This is a genomic window from Azospirillum agricola (genome assembly GCF_020005195.1).
Taxonomy (GTDB): domain Bacteria; phylum Pseudomonadota; class Alphaproteobacteria; order Azospirillales; family Azospirillaceae; genus Azospirillum; species Azospirillum agricola.
On the sequence record NZ_JAIFZR010000006.1, the window covers coordinates 54,016 to 76,316 of the forward strand.

The following is a 22,301-nucleotide window of genomic DNA, read 5'->3' on the forward strand; positions in this document are numbered from 1 at the left end:
CTTGGGATGAAGGTTTGCCGGACAAACGAAGCCGAACCAATCGGTTGGCATTCGTCCGAATGCATCGTAGCGGTTGAATGCCAATTCCTTCGACCCGCCGGTCCTCGGTAGGGTGAAACGACACTTCCACCTGGCCCGGGCGGCGCCGGCTGGACGCCGCGAGCGGGCGGATCACTGCCGGCCGTAGACGTTGGTGCAAAATGGCCGGGCCGGTGGTGTGCGAAAGCGGCCCCGCTGAAGCCGAGCCTGCGATGCCATACAAAATGAACGAGAGCTGCCGCCACAAGATCCCGAAGGTCCGGTACCGTGTGGAGAACTGGTCAGCTTACGATGCGGCGCTGCGCCGGCGGGGTGACCTGACGATCTGGGTGTCGCCGGAGGCGATCGCCGCGTGGACGCCGCCCGCCACGGAGCGGCGTGGCCGGCCGGTGCGGTACTCAGACTTGGCGATCGAAGCCGGGATGCTGCTGCGCCTGGCCTTCGGTCGGCCGTGGCGCCAGACCGAGGGGCTGCTGGGATCGCTCATGCGCCTGCTCGGCCTGGAGTTGCCGGTCCCCGATCACACCAGCTTCTCCCGGCGCAGCGCCGACCTGGAGGTGGTAAGCGAACTGACGAAGACGGACGGGCCGGTCACCGTGGTCATCGATTCCACCGGGCTGAAGGTGTTCGGCACGGGCGAGTGGCATCTGGAAAAGCACGGCGGCCAAGCGCGCCGGAGCTGGCGCAAACTCCATCTGGCCGTCAATCCCGATACCGGCGAGATCCTCGCCTCGGAGCTGACGAGCAACGAGGAAGGGGATGCCTCTCTGGTTCGCCCGTTGCTCGACCAGATCGCCCGCCCGATCGGCACGGTGCTGGCGGACGGCGCCTACGACGGCGAGCCCGTCTATCGTGCTGTCGCCGAGCGTGCGCCGGACGCCGAGGTGATCATCCCGCCGCGCGCGACTGCGGTGGTGAGCGACATCGCCGAGAGCGCGCCCACCCGGCGCGACCGCCACATCCAGATGATCAAGGAGCATGGTCGGCTGGGCTGGCAGCGAGCCGTCCAATACGGCAGGAGATCGTTGGTCGAGGTGGCGATGCTTCGGTACAAGGTTTTGATCGGACGCAGCCTGCGCGCCCGCACTCTGCCCGCACAAAAAGCCGAAGCCAAGGCCGCCTGCGCCGTCATCAATCGCATGACCAGTCTTGGCATGCCGATCTCCCGGAAGGTCGCCTGATCTCCATCGCTTCTGGGCGAAATCCGTCGGCAGGCCGAGTTCTGCACCAAAGTCGATCCGCACCGTCCCCTCCCCCGCTTCAGCGCCCACCCCGGGTATCAGAGCAACAATGTGCGCCGGAGAGAACTTTTCAAGAACATTGATTCATTGACACCTCGAATGTCGATCTGAAGGCGTGGACTTTAGGGGCGCCTGAGAACAGCTTTGGACTCTAGGGGCGCATAGGATTGCGCTCGGGCGGAGCAGAACAGCGCCATCCGGTCTGGAACAGTGGACTTTGGGGGCGCTTCATCCTAATTGCCGGCTCTGCCGATCCGACGGTGCCGGCATTTGGACTCTGGGGGCGCGGCTCCGATTCGGGTTCCTGTGTCTCGATTCGCGTTCAACGGCTCGGCAGCGACCCAACGACGGGCGAGTTGAGCACAGTCAAAACTTGGACTTTGGGGGCAACCCCATGGACTCTGGGGGCAGGCGAATCGATGCGAATCGGCAAATCCCGTGGACTATAGGGGCGAATCAAATAGTAAGATAACTACTAGGTTGTCAAATAGCCTGCGCCCCCAGAGTCCAACTTGAAGAATCTAGGACTGATCGTCATCCTGCCACCGGATCAGGAGTAGGCCATGGCTGAAATTCACCAGCTCATCATCAAACACGGTCGCGACGAAGCCAAGCGCCTCGTCCCGGTCGAAGACCGGCAGTATGTAGACATTGCCGCTCGAATGCTGGCTGAAGAGAATCCTGCCCTTGGCATCACCTACTCCGGATTCTGCCTCACCGCACTACCACACAAACGGCTCGAAGATGAGGCGGTCTGGCGCCGGCAGGGCCATAAGGTTCGGCTGATCATCGAACCCGGCCGCCTTCCTCTCCCCGGCGGCGAGGACAAGCTCTACGGTGTTCCTTTCGGCAGCCGTGCCCGCCTGATGCTGCTCTATCTCCAAACCCGCGCCATCCAGACCAGTTGCCCCGAGGTCGAACTCGGCAGGAGCATGCGAGAGTGGATGAGCCGCATGGGTGTGCCGATCGGTGGAAAGAGCTACAGGGACATCAAGGAGCAGGCAAATCGAATTTCAGCCTGCAATCTGACATTCGTATGGGACGACGATGGCCGCAAGGCCAAGTTCGCGAAGGACTCAATCGTCAAGGGCGGCATCCAGCTTTACGAAGCCGATGATGACAACCAGCCCCGTCTATGGGTCGACACCGTCAGGCTTGGCGACAACTTTTACAAGGCTCTTACTGACCATCCGGTACCAATTGCAGAGCCTGCACTGCGGCATATCTCCAACCAGAGCATGGCGATCGACGTCTATATCTGGCTTGCCTACCGCCTGCACTCCTTGGACAAGCCGGCACCTGTCACCTGGGCGGCTCTCCACGGACAGTTCGGCGCCGGCTATGACCGCATCCGGAAGTTCAAGGAACGGTTCATTGAGCCGCTCAAGGCCGCCCTTGCAGTCTACCCAGAAGCGGATGTCGAAATCACGGATGAAGCTGTGGTCCTGAAGCCGTCCGCACCTCCGATCCCGGAGAAGCAGTTCCTCATCAGGTAGTCGACCATTCCGTGGACTTTAGGGGCGCGCCCCCAAAGTCCACTCCTTGCCTGGACTGAAAGCTGTACCAGGGTTGAAATGCGCCTCCCCTATAGGCGTTGACACCGCCGCTGCGGATCTCGCACCCTCCCGCCAGACCAGAGCCGTGGCGGTCGGACCTTTCCGGCCCTGCCTGGTTGATCGCACGTGCGGGGGACAGCATCAGATGGGCAGGATCATCACCTTCGGCAGCAGCAAAGGCGGCGTGGGCAAGACCACCCTTGCCTACTCGATGGCCGAGTTCCTGAAGCGTAAGGGCGAGGCGGTGTGCGCCCTCGATGCCGATCCGAACAAGAACCTGTCCGGTTGGCTCGCGCAGTCCCAACTCGTCGAAGGTCGCGTCGTCCAGGCTGACGACCTCGTCCAAGTGGCCAACGCGATGGCCGAGTCCCACAGCTTCGTCCTCATCGATGTGCCGGGCGCCAACAGCACCGCCCTGATCAACGCGATCGACATATCCAGCTTGGTGTTGATCCCGACCAAAGCGGACCTGAAAGACGTTGTCGAGGCGTTCCGCACCTTCCAGCACGTCGTGAACGCCATCACGAAGGCCCGCCGGTTCTCCCCCCGCGCCCATATCCCTGCCGCCGCAGTGCTGTCCCAGGTCGACCGGCGCGCCACTGTCGATCAGGCTGCCCGGCAGCAGCTCACCAGCCTGGGCGTGCCGACGATGAAAGCCGACCTCGGCCTGAAAGCCTCCATCAACCATGCGAGCTTCGCGCAGAAGCCGGCGCCTTATGCGGCGATGTCCGACGACATCGAGGCAATCGGTGTCGAGGCTCTCGCCCTACTGGAGACATTCCGTGGCTAAGCCCCGTCAGCCTGGAAAGGACTTCGAGGTGGTCCACAAGCCGAAGGCGCGGACGAGCAGGCGCCCGCCGCCGGCGCCAGTGACGGACTCCGCATACCTCCAAGCTGTGATGGGCGACGCACAGAAGCCCTCGGTACCAGTCGAGATCCTCCCCTCCCCTCCCCCGGGGCAAGTTGCGCTTGATGGAGAGTTATTCCCTCCCCTGCCGGAATCCCGTGCGCCGCGCACCGCCGATGAGTTCCTATCCCGGATCACCGAACTCTGGGAGGATGCCCAGCAGAGGTTCCTTCGGATCGGCGAACTGCTGACGCTGGCGGAGACGCGCCTCACCGACGACGATCGGCAAGCCCTGTATGATGGTCTGAACCGCCGGTTCGGGAAGTCTGCCCGGTCGCAGCTGATGAGCGCCTACCGGGCGATCCGGGACCGTGTCGTGCCGCAGGAGATGGCCGCCGCAGGATACGGCACCGTCTACATGCTGGCCCGGCTCACCGACGAGCAGCGCAGTCGAGCCGCCGCCGAAGGACTGCTGCGTCCGGACGTTCGCCAGGCGGAGATCCGGCAGTTCTTCCAAAGCGCCCGCGCGCCGATGAGTCGCGAAAGCAGGATCGCAGAGCTTGAGGCGAGAGAAGCCAAGCTCCTGGCGGAACTGGCGAGGGTGCGTGATGAACTGGCTCGGGAGCGCAGACAGGTTTAATCGATTAAACTCTCGCTAGTTTAATTGATTAAACCGGTGCGGCGCTTTCGAACAACAAAGAGAGCGCCGTCGCCAGCCCTGACGCCATCGACCGTCACACGGGGAGAGTGCCGATTGCTGTCTCAGGGCAATTGATGGATTGCCGTATCACTCCGACCACCTCCTCCAACGGGGCCTTTCAAAGCGCATCAGCCCGCTCCGCTTCATCACTCGTCGCGGTCGGCTGACAACCGCCCAGGCGACGGATCATATCGAGCGCCGTTTCGGCGTAGCCTGCGATCCGCACCAGTTCCGGCCCTGCTCCGCAGTTTGGACCGATGGCGCCTGAGGCGATCATCTGGATTTCCTCCAGCGCCTGTCCAAATGCCTTGAGCGCATCGTCCGCGTGTTGCCGGGCGTGGGCTGCATCCTCCAGAAGACTGGCTGGCGACCGCCTTTCCAGTTCGGTGAAGCTGTTGCCGATGGCGATCTCGCTCAGCCATGCGAGGGGACTTTGGTGCAGAACTCGGCCTGCCGACGGATTTCGCCCAGAAGCGATGGAGATCAGGCGACCTTCCGGGAGATCGGCATGCCAAGACTGGTCATGCGATTGATGACGGCGCAGGCGGCCTTGGCTTCGGCTTTTTGTGCGGGCAGAGTGCGGGCGCGCAGGCTGCGTCCGATCAAAACCTTGTACCGAAGCATCGCCACCTCGACCAACGATCTCCTGCCGTATTGGACGGCTCGCTGCCAGCCCAGCCGACCATGCTCCTTGATCATCTGGATGTGGCGGTCGCGCCGGGTGGGCGCGCTCTCGGCGATGTCGCTCACCACCGCAGTCGCGCGCGGCGGGATGATCACCTCGGCGTCCGGCGCACGCTCGGCGACAGCACGATAGACGGGCTCGCCGTCGTAGGCGCCGTCCGCCAGCACCGTGCCGATCGGGCGGGCGATCTGGTCGAGCAACGGGCGAACCAGAGAGGCATCCCCTTCCTCGTTGCTCGTCAGCTCCGAGGCGAGGATCTCGCCGGTATCGGGATTGACGGCCAGATGGAGTTTGCGCCAGCTCCGGCGCGCTTGGCCGCCGTGCTTTTCCAGATGCCACTCGCCCGTGCCGAACACCTTCAGCCCGGTGGAATCGATGACCACGGTGACCGGCCCGTCCGTCTTCGTCAGTTCGCTTACCACCTCCAGGTCGGCGCTGCGCCGGGAGAAGCTGGTGTGATCGGGGACCGGCAACTCCAGGCCGAGCAGGCGCATGAGCGATCCCAGCAGCCCCTCGGTCTGGCGCCACGGCCGACCGAAGGCCAGGCGCAGCAGCATCCCGGCTTCGATCGCCAAGTCTGAGTACCGCACCGGCCGGCCACGCCGCTCCGTGGCGGGCGGCGTCCACGCGGCGATCGCCTCCGGCGACACCCAGATCGTCAGGTCACCCCGCCGGCGCAGCGCCGCATCGTAAGCTGACCAGTTCTCCACACGGTACCGGACCTTCGGGATCTTGTGGCGGCAGCTCTCGTTCATTTTGTATGGCATCGCAGGCTCGGCTTCAGCGGGGCCGCTTTCGCACACCACCGGCCCGGCCATTTTGCACCAACGTCATACGAGGGTAGACAGAAAAAGGGCGGCCCCGGTCTGCGCCTAGCCGCCCTGAAGTCTGGCGCTACAACGACCCCATCCCTCAGCGGAACGTGATCTCGCTGACGTATATGGTCCGCCTCAGCGGATCTTGGCCTGCAATCGGACTGCTATCTCAGCCTCCGTGCGTGTGTGCCGGGCTTGGCGCCGTTGCTCGACAAGGGGCCTGTCTTGCAGGATCCAATGCGCGGTGCCGAGGCTCGTGATCTCGCCCGTGGCGCCGCCGCAGGGGCAACCGTGCCAGCCGTGCCAGCTGGGCGCCGAGGCTTGGTGTTCGCCGCACGGGCAGATTGGCCACGGGGTGCCGTCCGGGGCGAACCGCACCGGGCGCGGAGTCGACACAAACAGCGGTTCGTCGGCCATTGCTCCCTCCTTGTGAGCGCTCCAGTATACAGCCCCCAACCATGGAGGACGACCGGTGATCGTGGCGGCGCAGTGCCTTGCTTGCAGAGCCGTAATCGTGTGCGAGCGTATACACGAGAGCCAGATGTGCTCTTGCCCAAACCGCGCCTTCGTCGACGCATCGATCGGCGGTCTGACCCGGATCGGCGCGCGCGACCGGGCGCTGATCCGCGAGCTGAGCGAGGGCGAGGCCCAGGCGTTGCAGGGACCGCTACACCAAGCCTGAGCAAGCGGCGCGGCGAAGCCGCGCAGGATGGTTGCTTCGGGGCTGCGGAGCAGCCCCCGGATGGTTGCATTGGAAGGGGCGGGGAGGGTGCTTGGGCCGTAGGGCCGGGAACCAGTTGGGCGTGGCAGGGCGCCAACGGCGCCAACCTGGGACGTGACTTCGGCCGAGCGGAGCGAGGCCGCGCGCCGTTCCGGCGCTGCTGGGGTATGGAGTTCGGGGGCGATGAGAGGGGCTGTGCCGAATTTCTTTCAGGTCGCACAGCTTTTCCGGGTGCACCCGTTGCGGGCTGAAGCTTCTGCGACCACGCTCCTGCTTAGCGTCGCACCGGGGATGAACCCCAGCGCACTTTGCGTTAAGCCCTCCGGCCGCAAGCGGCCTTTCGGGGCGTGACCGGCAGGCCGGTCACTCTTAACGCGGGAGCTCACGACGCATGAGCTCAGAGGATGATGCCGTGACCGCACCCTTCACCACCAGGATGCTGCACCTGACCGTCAACATCAAGGGGATCACGACGCACAAAGGCGCCATGCGGCAGCTCGACTACAACGTCGACGACGACAAGATGCACGACAGCGATCTGATCCACACCGGCCTCGACCTGCCAAAGGATGCACCCTCGGGCGACGTCATCAATGCCACCAGCAAGGCTCTGTCGGCGTCCTTCGCCGATCAGAAGGCGTGGGAGCGGGCACATCGCGATGAGCAGAAGAAGCTCCTGGACAGCGGGCGCAAGTCGCTCACGGCGGAGCGCCGTGCCGCCATCGAGAAGCAGCTGAGGGAGTGGAAGGGATTCGTGACGAAGCGCCGTAGCGGAATCATCAAGGGCTTCATTCTGGCGCTGCCGCGTGACATCACCGATGACCAGCAGCGCGAGCTGATGAAGGGCTGGATGGTAAGCCTGACCCGCAACGGCGAACGCAGCCCGCGCGGGAAGAATCGCAAGCCGGTGGCGGTGTGCGCAATTCACCGAAACCGGGGCAGAAATCCCCATGCCCACGTCATTGTCATCAACGAGCTGGAGACGGAATACGAGGCGCGAAAGCGCGCGGAGGCCCGCAGCGACGGTGGCAAGCGGACGCGTGTGCGCCGGCAGTACGTCATCGACACCTTCGCCGACCGGTCCGGCAAGTTTGCGATCCGCCGGCATTGGCGCGACTATGTAAACCCGATGTTGGAGACGTGGGGCGCACCGGTCCGCCTGGAGGTCGAGTCCTTCGAAACGTTGGGGATCACCGACCGGGCGCCACAGCGCCACGTTGGAGCCAGCACCACTATCGCGGCTGAGAAGGGCAAACCGCACGACGCCAGCAAGGCCAAGCACAATCGCCAGGCCAAGCAGCTGGAGATGGCCGTTGCCGAACTCGATGCGCGCCAGCAGCATCTGGCTGAATGGGAGACCGACCTGCGGGGTCGCCAAGCCGAACAGGACCGCGACCGCGAGCGCGCCCTTGAGGCGGAGCAGGCAGCTATTGTCGCCGCCGGGGCCGCCGAACTCGCCGCAGGACGAGGTGACGAATGGCGCCGATGTGCCCTGGACGCCTTGAGGCGCGTTGCCGACGCTGAGATGGAGCGCGATGCGGTCACGGCCGAGCGGGAGATTGCCAGGAAGGAGCTTGAGGCCGAGCGGGCCGCCCAGGCAGCGGCCGCGCAACGCGCATCATCGCTCGAGGAGACGCTGACGGTGCTTTGCCGCGCGTACGGCTGCGAGCAGGACGAGCTGTGGGCGGTGATGGACAGCGGCGCCCGCGCGATCCGTGTTCAGCAAGCGGCTGAGGCCCGGGTAAGGGCCCGTATCGACAAGATCAACCGCGATCGCACCGAGGAAATGGCCGGCGTGATCCGCGTGCATGCCGGCGCCATGCGCGCCAAGGACGAGGAACTGACGAGGGCCCGGCGAGAGGCGCAACTGCGGATGGAGGAAGCCGACCGCCTGGAAACGCAGAACACGCTGCTGCGCCGTCAGGTGCAGACGCTCACCAGCGTGGTCGAACACGCCGTGCGTGTCCTGAGCATCTGGCTCAGCACGGTCAAAGAACGCGCGCAGAGCAAGTTGGCGGTGCTGATCGAGGCGGTGATGCCGCGCATGGCCGCCCTGACTGTGGAGGATCAGACCATCGAGATCTACCGTGTTGCCCCCGACGCGAAGAGCGCCCGCCTGGCGCTGCGCGAGTACCTGAAGGCCGACGCTGCCGACGACGATCATGCCGTGCGGCACGACCAGCGCGTACGCGCCGAGTTGGCCCGCGTGGCCATCAAGGACCAGCACCTGAACGCCAAGCAGATGGCCCTGCACGAGGATGCGACCACACTGCAGCGTCTGGCCGATGCGCTGTTCGAAAAGTCCCACCGCTATGGCGGTGACGTGCTGCGCAGTCTGCGCGGCGACCTCGCGCAACTCAAGACGGTGGCCGACAAGCACGTGCAACCGCAACCGACCGAGCGCGCGCGCTAACGTCGACAGGGACTGACTGATCCTGGCCGCCCATGGCGGTGGCAGAGAGGGCGAGACGACGAGGGCGCGTTTCCCGTGGACACCCGTATACGGCGTTACACGTTCGGCGGCGCTTCCGAGGCGCCGGGACTGCACGCGCCCTAACACGCGCGGACGATGTTCCACTGCGCCACGCACTCAACCGACCCTCGCTCGGTCGCTAAGCGGCCAAATCCTCCGGCTTCTTCACGTCCGTGGCAGGGGGCATCCGATTGTCCCGAGCTGCTGGGCACAGGCTGGACGGTTGGCAGCGGACGAATGGCCAGCCGCTCGGTCGAGATTCGTTTCACGTCCCGTCGAAGCGGACAATATGAGCACAGCGGATGTCGTGACTCCCATGGACATCAGAAGCTGCTGACAGGGATGGCGGCGTCTGACTCGCGCTATGGTGGAACGGCGTAAACGAACGCTCACGTTGGGAGCCAAGCGTCCGCATGATGTCTCTTTCCATGATTCCGGATCGATCGGGGCGCATCGACTCGCCCGCGGCACATGGGATCGCGCTTCACGCCGGTGGCCGGGGGCGGGTCACCATTGCCACGCGTACGGTGGGCACCTGGCAGGAGCGGTCGATCCCCATCGCCGATCTCGGAGGTGCCGTGCAGGAGTTCGCCGGGCGCCCCGAAGTCTTCATCTCGCAAAACCGCTTCTGGGGTGTGCGCCGGGTGGTGGCTCAGCTTGCCGAGCTGAACGCGCTGTTCGTCGATCTCGACTACTACAAGGGCCGCTACGCCAACCTGAGCCCCGATCAGCTCCTCATCGCGACCCGTATGGCCCTGGACGACGAAAACATACCGGCGCCTTCGTTGGCCGTATCCACCGGTCGCGGTCTCGCTCTGGTGTGGCGGCACACCGCCGCGCCGCGCGCCGCGCTGCCCCGCTGGCGAGCGTGCCAGAAGGTGCTCGGCGCAACGCTGGCGCCGTTTGGCGCCGACCCGGCGGCGACCGACGCCGCGCGCGTGCTGCGCCTGATCGGCACCATCAACGCCAAATCCGGCAGCCCGGTCGAGGCGATCACCGACTTCGGTGACACCTGGGATTTCGACACTTTGGCGGACGAGATCCTGCCCCTGCCGCGCGCCGAGCTGGTCGCACTGCGCGCCGAGCGGGCGAAGCGCCGGGCTGCCAAGGACGATCGTGTCAAGGCAGTGGCGCCGGCGAACTTTTCGATTGCGACGCTGTGGGAAGGGCGATTGACCGACTTGCAGAAACTCCGTGCCGGGCGCTGGCCGGACGGCATTCCGTCGGGATCACGTGACGAGTGGCTCTTTCTTGCGACGACCGCCATGTCCTACCTGGTGCCGCCCGCGGTGCTCCTCCGCGAAGCCGAGGCGCTGGCACACGAGGCGGCCGGTTGGTCAGAATCAGAGATGCGCTCCCGGATGGCGTCGGTGCTGGCACGGGCGGAACGTGCCTTCCGGGGCGAGAAGGTCAACTACCGGGGCCACGACGTCGACCAGCGATACGCCTTCCAGGACGCGACCATCATCAAACGGCTGAAGATCACCGAGTGGGAGATGATCGACCTCGACCTGCGCCACTTTGCCAGCCCCGAGATCAAGAGGACGCGCGACCGGCAGAGGAAGCAGCGTGACCGCCGCGCCGCGGGTGCCACCCCGCGTGCCGAGTACGAGGCGAACAGCCTGTCTCACGAGGAGCCGTGGAAGGTCGAGGGATGCAGCCGCGCGACGTGGTACCGGAGGCAAAGGAACAAGGCGCGAACGACAACAGGGACCAGTGAGACAGGTCCGTCCGGTTGTATGGTGGCCGTGCCTGTCCCTGCCTCGCCCCTGCAGGCAGGGGCGAGGCAGGGACAGGCCGCTGCCGCCTAGGAGAGCCGCATGGGCAAGGACGCGGCACCCGCCGGCAGCAGGGTGGACGGAGAGTGGACGTGAAGCCGCTGCGGCGGGGCTGCCCTGCGCTTCAGGATTGCCTGATGCTGACGTCGGCCCAGCCGTCGCTATGCGGCGGGGTTGCTCAAGGCCGACATGCCGACCAGCACTTAGTCACGGGGCGTACCCCACCCTCGGCCTTCAGCTGGCCGCGCGACAGGTGTCCGGGCTTGTCTACCAGCGCCCACCACAAGGCGGCTGTGCCGAGGCGTGCCGGCACGCGCATAGCGGTCGCCGCCCCCAATCCGATGCGTACGCGTCATCGTCCACCCCATCAGCGCGGCGACCGCCTTGAGGGAGGAGGAGCCGACCATGGGCTCTGCGGGAGCGGCCTGGTCGTTGGCGGCCGTCCGCCGCAGGGCGCGGAGCCCCATCGCCGTGAAACGCGCCAGGGGCCAGGGCGTGTCGAGCTCTCGAATCGCACTAAAAGATTGATCGTCCACAGGAATCGCGGTGCGAACGCAATGCCTTCGCTTACCCCTGCGCAATGGGTGTCGGGGATGCCGGAGCCGTGCCGCCCCGGCTGGTCCAGGCCGCGTGCGATGGCAAGCCGGTGTGGACGGGCAGGGTAGAGCACCCCGCGGGCCGACAGACGATCTCCTCGGCCAGCCGTCGCGGGGACGCACGACCGGCCGGGCGGCTGACCGGCTGCCGGGGCCGGCGGATCAGAGATAGCCGGAGCGATCCGCCACGCTTCGGATCTGCGGCTGCACGGTACCCGCCCTCTAGGACGCTGAGCGTGGCGTGCTCACGTTTCTTTGGCACCGGCCGGCGTTCCCTCGGAGGCGCGGCAGTGATCAGGACGAACGGTTGGCACCAAACCCGGACAGGAAGACCTGACGATGTCCTTCCGCGAGCGCCACCGCCTCCCAGCGCCCGCGCAGCTTCTCGGCGTGGCCTTTCACGAGCGGGAGGTTGGGCAGCAAGGCGGGCCATTCGTCAGCCGCCCGTTCCACCGTGCGCTTCGCCTCGTCGGTCAGCAGGCGGGGATCCAGGCTGAGCAGCATGCCGGGCCTGCGGAAGGTCTCCAACGTCACGTCGGCCATCGTCTTGGCGCGCCCGAGGGGGATGGCCAGCGTGTCGTCCCCATCCAGGCAGAATGTCGGGACGATGTCGTATGCCGGGCTCAAGTGGGCCGTGCGTCCGTCAGGATAGATCAGGCTGGTGTTCTTGAGGTGCGCATCGCCGTTGCCAAGCAGCACGTTCACGGTGAAGCGGCGCACCGCTTCGAGCAGATCACCGTTGGGGTCGGCGGCAAAGCGCTTGATACCGTTCCACAGTGTTTCCTCGTTTGCGATCGTGTACTTCTGATTGTCCACCGCCCCGAAGATCTGGGCGAAGTCTTCGATGTGGACGCGTGCGCCGGACGCGCGGTCGAACCGGGTCACCGCCAGGGCATGCTCGCCGTGTTTGCGGTGCTCGGGACCGATTCCGCGCAGCTTGCCCAGCGGGATCAGTTCGCAGGCCGCGACCGTGACGCCAGCGGCCGTGGCGAGGCGCATTGCCGAGAATTCCAGCTCAGGCAGGAACTCCAGCCCGCGCTGCCGGCTTGGCAGTTTGGCGATGATGGAGCCGTACTGGCCCTCGGCAGGCACCGTCAGCCCCTCACCCTCCTTGAGGACGGAGAGCTTCATCTGCACGCCGGCCAGACCGAAGCGGATCGGCGGCAGGTCGTCGGCGGTGTGGTCGGCCACCCTGGCGGGCGGGGCGTACCCCTCGTCCCGGACGACGACGGCGCCGGGCAGATCGTGCCCGACGCGCTTCATGATGTCGAAGTCGGTGTGGATTCCTGGTCCCATCTGCCGTTCGACGGCGACCCGTAGGGCGCCTTCCGGCAGCACGTTCCGGAACCAGGCGGGCAAGAGACCCAGCAGGCCCGTCTTGTCGCGTGCGTCCGAGAGGCGTGCGACGGTCCGCTCCTCGTCACCCGGGAACCACCACGCTGCGCTGAGGATCGGACGTTCCGGCCCGAGGTCGATATATCCCTGGTCGACGACGAAGCGGACGCTCTGCTTGCTGTCGAGCAGCAGACTCCCGACTCGCACCGAGGCGCTCGCCGTTGGCTCGAGGTAGACCCCCAACATTTCGGCCTTGCGGCTCATGGCTCATCCTCGTCGGACGCGATGAAGAGTTCCTCGAGCGCACTCGGGACGCGCTCGTCCGGCTTGGCCTCACGGTCGTTCAGGTCGAGCAGACGCTCGACCTCCGCCAAACGCTCGATCGGAACCGGGACGAGGACCGCCCGCAAGGCTTCCGTCAGCGCCAGGATCGTTGTGAGCTGGGGGTCACCGCGCCCTTCGACGGCAGCGACACGTGCCTGTGTGCGCCGCGTTCGTTCGGCAAGGGCTGCTTGTGAGAAACCGCGCAAGCGCCGCAACGAGCGCATACGCGCGCCAAACCGTTCACGTGCTTGCATCGCGATCACCCCGCTAAGCGAATAATCAGCCTCATCCATACCGTATACGGTATCAAATTCTAGTCGACAGCTATACGCTATATGATGTGGAGAATGCAAATCATACCTTAGAAGGTATCAAGTCGGATCGCGCTGTACGAGGCGGACACCGAACCGTGCAGCAAGCGTCCTCCTCCCGCGGAGGCAGGATGCTTGCCGAGAAGGACTGAGCTTCCACCACATGTTTCGCCGCCCGGGCGCCTTGTCCACCCTGCTCCCAGGAAATCTCTGCCGCATGGTTTGTGATCGACGGGCACAAGGTCCGACGCGTGTTGCCGGCTGGCGGCCCTGGCCCCCCGGACCGCCATGTGGGCTGCGGGGGCGTGGCCGGCTGCCGCGGCAAGTCAGACCCCGGCAGCCCAGGCGGGCGGCCTCCGCGCCGAGGTCCACTCCGCCATCATCCATCTGTTGCCCACCACGCTGATGCTGAAGGAGATCGACAACCTGCTCGCGTTCCTGGCGGAGGCCAAGCTGCAGCCAGTCACCGGCGTCTTCACCGGCAATGACCAGGAGGATCAGGACGGAGCCCTCGTTGTGACCTGCTCATCATGACGGTTGGTCGCGAGCGACGTCGATGCCCGGCACAAAGCCGCGGGGATGCCGACGGCCGGAGCTGGTGGCTTCAGTCCAGCCGCCGCCATGTGGTGGAATCGGTTAGCGCGGACACGCCAACCAGCACCTCTTCATACGGTGTGCCATCTTCTGCCCGCAGCCGCGGCGTGCGACGGGTGTCCGGGTTTGTCCACCAGAGAATCTGTGCCGGGGCGTACTGGCACGCGCGTAGCGGTCGCCGATCGCGATCCGATGCCTACGTGTCATCGTCCACCCCAGTTAGCGCGGCGACCTCCTCGAGGAGTCGTGCGTGGCTCTCCGGGGTGAAGGCCCGGCGGTCGGCGGCCATCCGCCGCAAGGCACGGAACCCTGCCGTTGTGAAACGGGCCACGGGCCAGTGCTTGTCGAAGTCGTCCAGCGCCACAAGGCCGCGGTCCAGCATGCTCTGAACGGCGGCCGGGACCTTCGGCTGCCCCTTGCGCTCGCCCGTCGACCACCGCCGCAGCAGGAACCCGTCATGAATGCTGCGAGCGCTGGACATGCGCTGCATGAACTCGCGCCGGATGAGGTCGCGTTCCTTGGCGCCGAAGTCAGGATCGTCGGAGGGGGACATGGCGGCTCCACGTTCACTTGGAACGCCGATGTACCGCATCAGCGGATACCGCGGCTAGGCGGATGATTGCGGGGCTATGTTGTCCGCCTGCGGACATGATCGAGCCACTCTGCGCCCGCACACCGCTGCACCGAGGACGAGGCCTCAGAGTAGGGGAAGCTGGACGCGCCCACCGTTGTCACTATGAGCCTTGGCGGCGCGCAGCGCGGCACCCTGAGCGCCCTCCATGGTGCGCGCCGTGCCGGAGGCGACGTGCTCGCCGGCCACGTTGATGAGCCACGCCCACACATCGGGCCCGCGCCACATCACCGTGAGATCGCAGCCATAGGCTCGTGTCACCGCGTGGCGTGTCATCCAGGTTGTCGTATTCGGCACGTTGGTGTTCCCGATGAATCCTGGGCTTCTTTACCACAGGATCAGGATGATCCGGGAGTGCCTGCCCGAGGCATGACCGGCCAGGAGATCTGCGGATACCGATCACTGCTGAACCGACACGGCTTTCCGACCTCCTGCGTCGGCCAACATACGATGGTCCGCCCGGCGGCGCTGTGTTTATGGGGAGAGTCGGCGACGAAAGTGATTTCAATGCCGTCCGCGTCGCACAGGAGGCTTGGTAAGCGGCGATCGGCATGTCCCGGTAGGATGGTGGTGGTTGCTCGGCGGACGCGACGATGCTGGTCTGCGGGCTCGTGCTTGTACACAGGGAGCACCGGTGCCCGCGGAGACGTCTCTGCCGCGAGGGCGAACCGAACTTTCCGGAACGCCGCCCCGGAATCCCTGCGGACGGGCTTGCAGGCAGACCGCAGCACCGTCTCGCCACGGCCGATAGCACGGCCGCGCAGGAAGGTCCCGATCAGCCGGCGCCACGCGGTTGGACCAGCTCCACGCCGTCACCCTGCTGCGCCGCCACAGAAGCGAGGAGTTCCGCGCAGTCGCCGCAGATCACCCTGAGGCCCGGTTTCCCCCACACCTTCGTCCCACATCCGCAGGTATAGGCGACCTTATCCTTCTTCGCGGCGCCGGCCTTCGGGACGTCGGACCTCCAGGCGATGGCGATGCCGTCCGCCAGCAGTTTGGCTGCCTCACGATCAAAGGGTCCGTCCGTGACGATGATGTGCGTCACCCTCTGTCCCGTTTCCTTACCGCCCGGCGCGCCCGTGTCACTCGGGTGCAGGCCGACGGCCTTCATCTTGGCCGCCCATTCCGCGTTGTGATAGCCGCCGCGCGAGCGCTTCCCGAACTCCTCTTGCCACAGATGGACCATCTCATGGACCAAAGTGGAGAGGATCTCGGCTTGGCCGCGGTCGAACACATCCGGGTTCAAGGCGATTTCGTGCCGCCGCTCGCCAGATGCCGCCAGGCTCTCGAAGCGTTCGGGGGAAAAGTAGCCCTTGAAGCGCTTGCTGCGCTGGAAGGTGATGAGCACCTGGGGCAACGTTCCGTCGAACAGTGTCGCGTTGAAGTGGTCGAAGGCGCGCTGGAGAGCGGCGTACTGCTCGACGGTGATGGCGGTCATGCCTGATCTCGTTTGTATCGTACGGTACAAGGCCCGATTTGGCTGCCAAGGGCTGCCATGTACGGGGCCGGCTGAATCGTCTGGCGCCGGGGCCTTAGCAGGCTGCGGAAAAAGTCGGGCAAAGGAGGTAGGTGCGCCTTATGTTGTGGCCGAATTGCAAAGGCGAATACCGCATATTGTAGCCCTTGGCCTCCGACGAGACTTTTTCCGCACACTGTTAGGGCTCGACGCGCGCTTGGGACGAACTGTGGGCGTAGCAGCCGCTGGAGTGCGGCTCCGCCGCGCCAGATCATCCGCTCTTGGCGCGGGGAAGCGCCGGCCGACGGACAACCACGCGCACGGAGTCGCCGTACAAGGCCGTGAACAGGCGGCGCAGAGCGGTCCCGATGCCGGCGCGCTCCGCGGCGGCCTGCACCGTCGTCAATCCGCCGGAGGCGGACGCGGCGAGCACCATCATGTCCGCACAAGCGCTCAAGTGGACGGCGTTGTAGTCGGCGAGCTGCACCGCATGGCGCTTGCGGCGGTTCTCGAAGAAATCTTCGACCTGTGCCCGCTCGTCGGCGGTCAGGCATGCCGACACCCGCGGAGGGAGCGTGGTCGCCGAAGCGGGCAAACGGGCGACCACGGTCTGCGCACCGCGGCCCCTTTCCGGGCTGTAGACCGTGCGGATCAACTGGATCGTCTGGCGGCGCGGGCCGTTGCGAAGGCGGATCATCATGAGGGCATTCCGAAGGACGGTTAAGGTGCTGCTTCCATCACCATCTTGTCCGGCGTCGTGACCAGGCAAATCAGCTCGCGTCCGAACAGCACCGGCGGGGACGCGCGGACGGGTTCGTGTGTTGCGATGACGTTCAGGCCGGCCGGAGCCGGGATCATCCGGGCTTGTCGAGTGTCTTCGGGACACCTCGGGCGGCGAGGGCCTAGTTGAGCAGGAGTTCGACAATGGTGTACTCGGGAAGGCCGATCTCGTTGGACACCAGCCCGATCCGATCCAGCAGACGTTGCGGCAGGCGGTACGAGCGGAGCAGCTTGGGTGGGGTCTTCCGCTTTGGCTGCGAACGCCTCTTCGCCGACGCGGCAGGGGGGCCATTTGCCCAGGCTTCGGCCGTTTTCGCGTCCTCGTTCGGCTCGGTGATGGTTGGCACGGCCTTCGTGGTTGGCATCTTGATGCGCATAACCGGTTCCTCGCGTCTACGTGCGTTGACGATGGTTTACGGGTGTGGTCAGGCGCGGATCGTTGCTGACGCCCGAACACGCTCGAAGAGGGCTCCGGTCAGCGCCTCGAGATCCTCGATCGCACCGTTGTCCCGGGGCTTCGCCTCGACGACGCCCTTGCCGTCAGCCGCTGCCCGGAACCAGGCGCTGCGCTTGCGAATGGGGGTATCGAGAAACTCCACGCCATTGAGATCGGTGAGCATCCGAGCGACGTCCCGGCTCTCGGCGCCACGGAGGTCCGCCATGCTCAGGACCGCGAAGGCCTGGAGGCGTTGGTTGTACGCCCTCGCCTGAGCGATCAGGTCAACCATCTGCTGCAGGACCCAGACATCGTAAGCGCGCGGGCCGAGCGGGATGAGCACGGCGTCCGAGATCAGGAGCGCGTGACGCAGGGTCGCCGTGTCGCGGCCGCCGGCGTCGATGATGGTCAGCGCATGGTCCGCGGCGATGCGCCTGGCATGGACCTTCAGGGCCTCGGCGTTGAGGATCGACACGCAGGTGAAGAGCGGATCGCCGAGCGTCTCGGCGCGCATGTTGGCGAAGGTCGTGGCCGACTGCTGCGCATCGGTGTCGATGAGAGCGGTCTTTGCGAAGCGTCGGACCGCTGCCCAGACCGCGAGATTGGTGGCCAGCGTCGTTTTGCCGACGCCGCCCTTGATGTTGCCGACCGTGATCGTGACGGCGGCGGGCAGGAACGTCGGATCGTGGAGTTTCAGAATCGGAAGCTGCGCCATTGCGTCCTCGCGCATTGCTTGGCTGAGCCCCCTCAGAGCAGAAGGATACCGTGTTCGATCGTCAGCGCAAGCGGTCGCTCACTGTCATGCGTATACGTTTGCTGACCGATGCTGCACGCCGATGCGGGGCTTGCGAGATCTGACGTCTCCCGACCCTATGGCGGCGGGCCGCCGAAGGCTGGTCAGACTCCACGAGCACCTGCCGGGCCAGCCGGTGAGGGTGGAACGCCTGTGCTCGAGCGCCTCAGGACACAGCCGGGTAAGCGGAACGGTGATGGCAGCGTACGTTTTTGTGGCGAACACGAGAGAAACCCGGGATGTGGTCTCCGTTACCAACCGTCCGAACAACGTGTGGAAAGGAACCGGGCATTTCGGCTGGTCGTGGCCGGCGCGCAAGATTCCTGAGAAGGCTGCCTTGCCTCCACCGGCGCCTTGGGAAGATCGGCAAGGATGGCGGGCCAGGACGGCAGAATACCCTGCTCAGGCAATGGCTTGGCGCCGGAGCCCGGATCGGCGAAGACATCGGCAACATCTTGGCGCGGGTTGCGGGTTCCCGCTTTGCAAGCAATGGGTTAGCTGACGGGATGATCGGCAGAAGATGACCGTGATGGTGAGGACGGCCAAGCCGGATCGACCCTGCCGTTACCCTGAGATGCCCGGAGGACCGTTCAGGCTCACCACGTCACTCTGCCGGGCGCTGTGACGGACTCGCCAGAGCGTTATCGTTCTGGATCCGGAAATGGCAGGTCCATCTGCCGGCCACCATGGTGCCGTGCGCCGTCGGACGGCGCGGAGACGGCGTCCGGATCCACGTGGAATGTACGCTTGCACATGGAAGGCTCTGTTCGGCGGGAGGCCTCTGCGGCGCGCCTGCTCGGCCGCGGCTTGATCGTCGGGAGGCTGCCGCGTTGAAGGGAGGTCAGATCGGCGCGAAGCCTCTTGAGCGCGCGAAGCACCTCGGTTTCGGCACGGAGCGATGGCAAGTCCAGCATGGACGGGTCCTTGTTTCGGACGCTCTTTCTGAGAATAGCGTGCCGAGCGTATGGCGACGAGGCCCAGCCCGCACTCTGGCCTGTCCGGAATCGGGGCGATCGGCATCGCGCAGAGGCAACGGACCTCGCATCAGTCTGCAGAGGCACCGCGTGTCGCTCCGTCGCGGTTGCCGCCCCGGCCGCTCTTCCGCCGGTTGGTAGGCATCGGCTGCAGGAGCGGCATGACGTGCCGGGGTGACCGCACCGTCGCGCGTTGGGCGGGCGCCGCCGCGCGGCTGTGCGCCGCGGCGGCGCCCGCCCAACGCATAAGGGGCCAGGCATCGCTCGGGCATGCGAAACCACGCGGAGTTTTTCCATGACCCTCGAATCCCTGTCTGAAGCGCTGAACGAGAACGCGTCCCTCGACGTCTTCTGGCTGGACCATCGCCTGCGCTTGAACGGAACCGTCATCCCGCGCGAGGACCCGCGCTACGCACCGGTCGACAGCTGGCTCCGACGCTTCGAGGCCGGTACCGGTGTCGGGGTCCTCGATTTCTCTGCAACTGTTCCGGTCGGTGCTCGCTGCGTGCTGGATCTCGGGCGCTTGGGAACTCTTCTGGCATGTCTGCAAGCGGAGCTTGTCCTCAACCGGCCTGTGTGGCTGGGCAACACGCGGATCGAGAGCGTCACCACGGTGACGTTTCCGTCCAATGGAGCGGGTGGAGCAGGGCGCCCAACCGCGTCGAGCGTCGTGTGCTCGAACAATCGCTGGGGCGACCACCGCAGCGAGGACGAGCGCTGGCCCGCGATGGTCGACGCGATGAACAGCGCGGCCGTGGCGGCCATCGACGATCAGCGCTCCTGGTTCGGCGCATGTGGGCTGGGGACGATGCGGCTGTTCGTCCGTGCCCGGTACCCGCTGTCGGAGTGGCATCGCGACCGCGCCCGCGAACAGCGGCGGCGTGCGGCGGAGATGCTCGAGGACAAGCCGGTGCGCTGACCGCCTCCCGCGTCGCGCTGCCCGGCAAACCGCACACCCAATCCGTCGCCCGTCCCGGCGCGCCGGCCGGCCCTACGGGCCGCCGCGCCGGGCGGTCGGCACGACAACAATGTTCCGACAGGAAAAAGCCATGATGAGGATTGTTCGCGACGGTACCGAGCTGATCAACTGCATCGAAGCGGATGCGGTCCTCAGGGTGTTGCAGCCGGACACCGCTCCTCTCACCAACCGCCTGTGTCGGCTTTTGCGGGATGCGGTGCATGCGTGGTCGCACGGCGAACACTCACCCGCTGCGCGCGAGCAGATCGAGAACCTCCTTCTGGTGGCCGGATCCCTTGGCTACCAGGTGGGCCTCGAATGCACGGATGTCTTTACGGCCGTCGGCGACCTGGACGCGGCCGTGCAGGGCGGGCTGGCTCTGATGCCCCATTTTGACCGGCCAGTCCTTCGTCTGGCCTTGCAGCCCAAGCTCAACGTGGAGGCCCACGCCTGAGGGGATCGACCACCGCCGGGCGCGTCACATCGCTCAGCTTGGCGTGGAGCGCATGAACCGGAGAGGAGGCCGGGATGGGAGCGGCCAGTTGGAACTGATGAGGACGCCCAGGGTGAGGCCCGCCGTCGGCCTCGCCGCCGCTCAGCCCGGGGCGGGCACCAAGGCCATGCACTGCGAAGGCATCAGCGTTCGCAATGCATTGGCACCCCAGAATCTCTGCTGGCCCAAACGCTTAGGTGGAAGACTCGCTGCATGGCGCGTCCGCATCGGCATGTTGCGTCGTGCCCGCCCCGTACAAGTAACCCCTCGGCGGCTGGCCCTCCGCACACGCGATCCCGTAACCCCGTACTTCTCACCCCGACATCCCGTCTCCGTCCAGGGTTGGTGCGGGGTTCCGCCTCTCCGGAATCTTAGAACAGAATATGCTTGAACAGGGGAACGAAGTTCCCGTTCCAGGGAGCGCCGTCCGGCACGCCGTACCGATGATCCGTTCCGCTCGTGTGCCCTACATAGAGGCCCTGGATGACGATCGCAGCCTCGCACGCCTCTGATCAACTCAGGGGGAAGCACCAGGCGCCTCCTCATCCGTCCAGTCGGCGGAACCGCAGGCATGAGAACGGACGGCGAAACGGAGAGGTATCCGGCGGTGCTCAAACTCCGCTCCCGAACCGTTGGTCTGCCCCGCCGTCAGGGGCCGTGTCCCCTACGGTAGCCATTGCGCGGCGGGGACACCCAGCCGCGCGGCGGTTCCTTGGGCTGGTGGACCTCGACAAGGAGCGGGTGGCAGGCCGCGACGTCGCTCGAATGCTCGGCGCTGCAATCGCCGCCGGGGCAGGCCGACAGGGCGCCGAGCAGGTCGATCTCGGCGAAGAATTCCAGGAAGTCACCGGGGCGCACCGGGCTCGCCTTCATGAAGTACTGGCCGGTGTCGCGGGTGAACCCCGTGCACATGAAGACGTTCAGCACGTCGTGCACCGCCGGTTCGACGTCGTCGCGCGGGCGCTGCAGGCGGTCGGCCAGGGCACGGGTCAGGTTGGAGTGGCAGCAATGGTGATAGTCGGCATCGGCGAGCAGGCGGTGCGTGTAGGGATCGCATCGCGTCCCGATGACGTCGTGAACCGAGCCGCCGTATGCGTCGAACCCGTACCAGTCGAGCGTGTCCTCGGTGATGGTGGCCATGGGCCGCAGGTGCGGCAGCGAGGACCACAGCCGGTCGCCGGTGGACAGGTGCGTGCCGTGCAGCGCCCGCATTTTGCCGGAGAAGAAACGTTCACCGGGATCGTGCGCCGCCCACAGGTTGAGGTCGCCGACCTGCGGCCCCTCGACGCTGACGATGCGGAAGAACCACCCGGCCGGCACCTCGAAGCACCGGGCCTCGCGCGGTGGGACGCGCACCTCGGCGGCCTTCCGCCAGCCTTCCCGGGCCGCGCGATAGGCGGTGACGTCGGCCGGGGGCAGGCCGTCCACCGGGTAGCAGATCACCGGCGCCACGTTTCGGCGCGCGTCTGCGTCGGGCGGGGCGGGGTGCTCGGGACGGTTCGGTTTCATGGGGCTCTTTCGGTGCTGATGGGCTTGAATGAGAATGGGGCACCGCTTGCACCGGCGCGAGCCCCGGCCCGTCGATAGTGAAGCCCAGAGCTGGTGTAGCGAAAGGAGGTGCGCTCATAGGTTGCAGCAGGAGCCGCTTGCTGCGAACAGCGGAAGGTCTTTGGCCGCATTCGTTGCTGCATAGGTCCCGGACCAGGGCGTCGGCCGGGGATGGGACTTGCATGGCCCGACGGCGAGGGGCGGCTCTGCGCATACG

General features: G+C 66.0%; 21 protein-coding genes. 10 read left to right on the plus strand and 11 right to left on the minus strand.

Going from position 1 to position 22,301, the window contains the following annotated elements; genetic code table 11:
• Positions 1-251: 251 nt before the first annotated feature.
• The 4 genes from JN22_RS29185 to JN22_RS29200 all read left to right on the plus strand — a co-directional run bounded on the left by JN22_RS29185 (position 252) and on the right by JN22_RS29200 (position 4,323).
• Complete coding sequence (locus tag JN22_RS29185) at positions 252-1,220, plus strand: IS5 family transposase (protein ID WP_085557438.1); 969 nt, start codon at positions 252-254, stop codon at positions 1,218-1,220.
• 623 nt (positions 1,221-1,843) lie between these two features.
• Positions 1,844-2,776, plus strand: a complete 933-nt coding sequence (locus JN22_RS29190; RefSeq protein WP_085557439.1) for a replication protein RepA — start codon at positions 1,844-1,846, stop codon at positions 2,774-2,776.
• 205 nt (positions 2,777-2,981) lie between these two features.
• Entirely contained in the window at positions 2,982-3,626 is a 645-nt protein-coding gene (locus JN22_RS29195; RefSeq protein ID WP_085557440.1) for a ParA family protein, read from the plus strand.
• Between the two features lie 109 nt (positions 3,627-3,735).
• Positions 3,736-4,323, plus strand: coding sequence for a hypothetical protein (locus JN22_RS29200; protein ID WP_143268724.1), 588 nt, complete (start codon positions 3,736-3,738; stop codon positions 4,321-4,323).
• A 178-nt stretch (positions 4,324-4,501) separates the two neighbouring features.
• On the opposite strand, the gene JN22_RS29205 is transcribed toward JN22_RS29200, so the two are convergent.
• The gene (locus JN22_RS29205) at positions 4,502-4,660 is read right to left on the minus strand and encodes a hypothetical protein (RefSeq protein ID WP_179166287.1); all 159 of its coding nucleotides are present in this window, start codon (positions 4,658-4,660) and stop codon (positions 4,502-4,504) included.
• Between the two features lie 206 nt (positions 4,661-4,866).
• Positions 4,867-5,835: an IS5 family transposase gene (locus JN22_RS29210; RefSeq protein ID WP_085557438.1), complete on the minus strand. Its 969-nt coding sequence runs from the start codon at positions 5,833-5,835 to the stop codon at positions 4,867-4,869.
• A gap of 589 nt (positions 5,836-6,424) precedes the next feature.
• On the opposite strand from JN22_RS29210, the gene JN22_RS29215 reads away from it, so the two are divergent.
• The 3 genes from JN22_RS29215 (at position 6,425) to JN22_RS29225 (ending at position 10,888) form a co-directional block, all read left to right on the plus strand.
• On the plus strand, positions 6,425-6,565 hold the full coding sequence (locus JN22_RS29215) for a hypothetical protein (protein ID WP_179166288.1): 141 nt from the start codon (positions 6,425-6,427) through the stop codon (positions 6,563-6,565).
• A gap of 451 nt (positions 6,566-7,016) precedes the next feature.
• The gene (locus tag JN22_RS29220; RefSeq protein ID WP_179166289.1) at positions 7,017-9,017 is read left to right on the plus strand and encodes a MobA/MobL family protein; all 2,001 of its coding nucleotides are present in this window, start codon (positions 7,017-7,019) and stop codon (positions 9,015-9,017) included.
• 473 nt (positions 9,018-9,490) lie between these two features.
• Complete coding sequence (locus JN22_RS29225; RefSeq protein WP_085557445.1) at positions 9,491-10,888, plus strand: hypothetical protein; 1,398 nt, start codon at positions 9,491-9,493, stop codon at positions 10,886-10,888.
• Positions 10,889-11,745: 857 nt separating this feature from the next.
• On the opposite strand, the gene JN22_RS29230 is transcribed toward JN22_RS29225, so the two are convergent.
• Positions 11,746-13,050 carry a type II toxin-antitoxin system HipA family toxin gene (locus JN22_RS29230; protein ID WP_085557446.1) on the minus strand — a complete coding sequence of 435 codons (1,305 nt, stop codon included), beginning with the start codon at positions 13,048-13,050 and terminating at the stop codon, positions 11,746-11,748.
• Positions 13,047-13,403, minus strand: coding sequence for a helix-turn-helix domain-containing protein (locus JN22_RS29235; protein WP_085557447.1), 357 nt, complete (start codon positions 13,401-13,403; stop codon positions 13,047-13,049). Before JN22_RS29235 ends, JN22_RS29230 begins: the two co-directional genes overlap by 4 nt.
• Positions 13,404-13,811: 408 nt before the next feature.
• On the opposite strand from JN22_RS29235, the gene JN22_RS29240 reads away from it, so the two are divergent.
• Complete coding sequence (locus JN22_RS29240) at positions 13,812-13,955, plus strand: hypothetical protein (protein ID WP_223677965.1); 144 nt, start codon at positions 13,812-13,814, stop codon at positions 13,953-13,955.
• Positions 13,956-14,211: 256 nt separating this feature from the next.
• Here JN22_RS29240 and JN22_RS29245 read toward each other — a convergent pair whose 3' ends face one another.
• From JN22_RS29245 to JN22_RS29270, 6 genes are all read right to left on the minus strand, one after another.
• Positions 14,212-14,568 carry a hypothetical protein gene (locus tag JN22_RS29245; protein WP_085557449.1) on the minus strand — a complete coding sequence of 119 codons (357 nt, stop codon included), beginning with the start codon at positions 14,566-14,568 and terminating at the stop codon, positions 14,212-14,214.
• A 144-nt stretch (positions 14,569-14,712) separates the two neighbouring features.
• A complete protein-coding gene (locus JN22_RS29250) occupies positions 14,713-14,943 on the minus strand; it encodes a hypothetical protein (protein ID WP_085557450.1) in 231 nt (76 codons plus the stop codon).
• Positions 14,944-15,421: 478 nt separating this feature from the next.
• Positions 15,422-16,084, minus strand: a complete 663-nt coding sequence (locus tag JN22_RS29255; RefSeq protein ID WP_085557451.1) for a SprT-like domain-containing protein — start codon at positions 16,082-16,084, stop codon at positions 15,422-15,424.
• 289 nt (positions 16,085-16,373) lie between these two features.
• Positions 16,374-16,802, minus strand: coding sequence for a hypothetical protein (locus JN22_RS29260; protein ID WP_085557452.1), 429 nt, complete (start codon positions 16,800-16,802; stop codon positions 16,374-16,376).
• 202 nt (positions 16,803-17,004) lie between these two features.
• A complete protein-coding gene (locus JN22_RS29265) occupies positions 17,005-17,259 on the minus strand; it encodes a hypothetical protein (RefSeq protein WP_085557453.1) in 255 nt (84 codons plus the stop codon).
• A 48-nt stretch (positions 17,260-17,307) separates the two neighbouring features.
• Entirely contained in the window at positions 17,308-18,033 is a 726-nt protein-coding gene (locus JN22_RS29270) for an AAA family ATPase (protein WP_179166290.1), read from the minus strand.
• A gap of 1,347 nt (positions 18,034-19,380) precedes the next feature.
• Between JN22_RS29270 and JN22_RS29275 the strand changes: the two genes are divergently transcribed.
• Both JN22_RS29275 and JN22_RS29280 read left to right on the plus strand, forming a co-directional pair.
• Positions 19,381-20,004, plus strand: coding sequence for a hypothetical protein (locus JN22_RS29275; protein ID WP_085557455.1), 624 nt, complete (start codon positions 19,381-19,383; stop codon positions 20,002-20,004).
• 130 nt (positions 20,005-20,134) lie between these two features.
• Complete coding sequence (locus JN22_RS29280) at positions 20,135-20,497, plus strand: hypothetical protein (protein ID WP_085557456.1); 363 nt, start codon at positions 20,135-20,137, stop codon at positions 20,495-20,497.
• Between the two features lie 687 nt (positions 20,498-21,184).
• On the opposite strand, the gene JN22_RS29285 is transcribed toward JN22_RS29280, so the two are convergent.
• Positions 21,185-22,045, minus strand: coding sequence for an urea carboxylase-associated family protein (locus tag JN22_RS29285; RefSeq protein ID WP_085557457.1), 861 nt, complete (start codon positions 22,043-22,045; stop codon positions 21,185-21,187).
• Between the last annotated feature and the right edge of the window lie 256 nt (positions 22,046-22,301).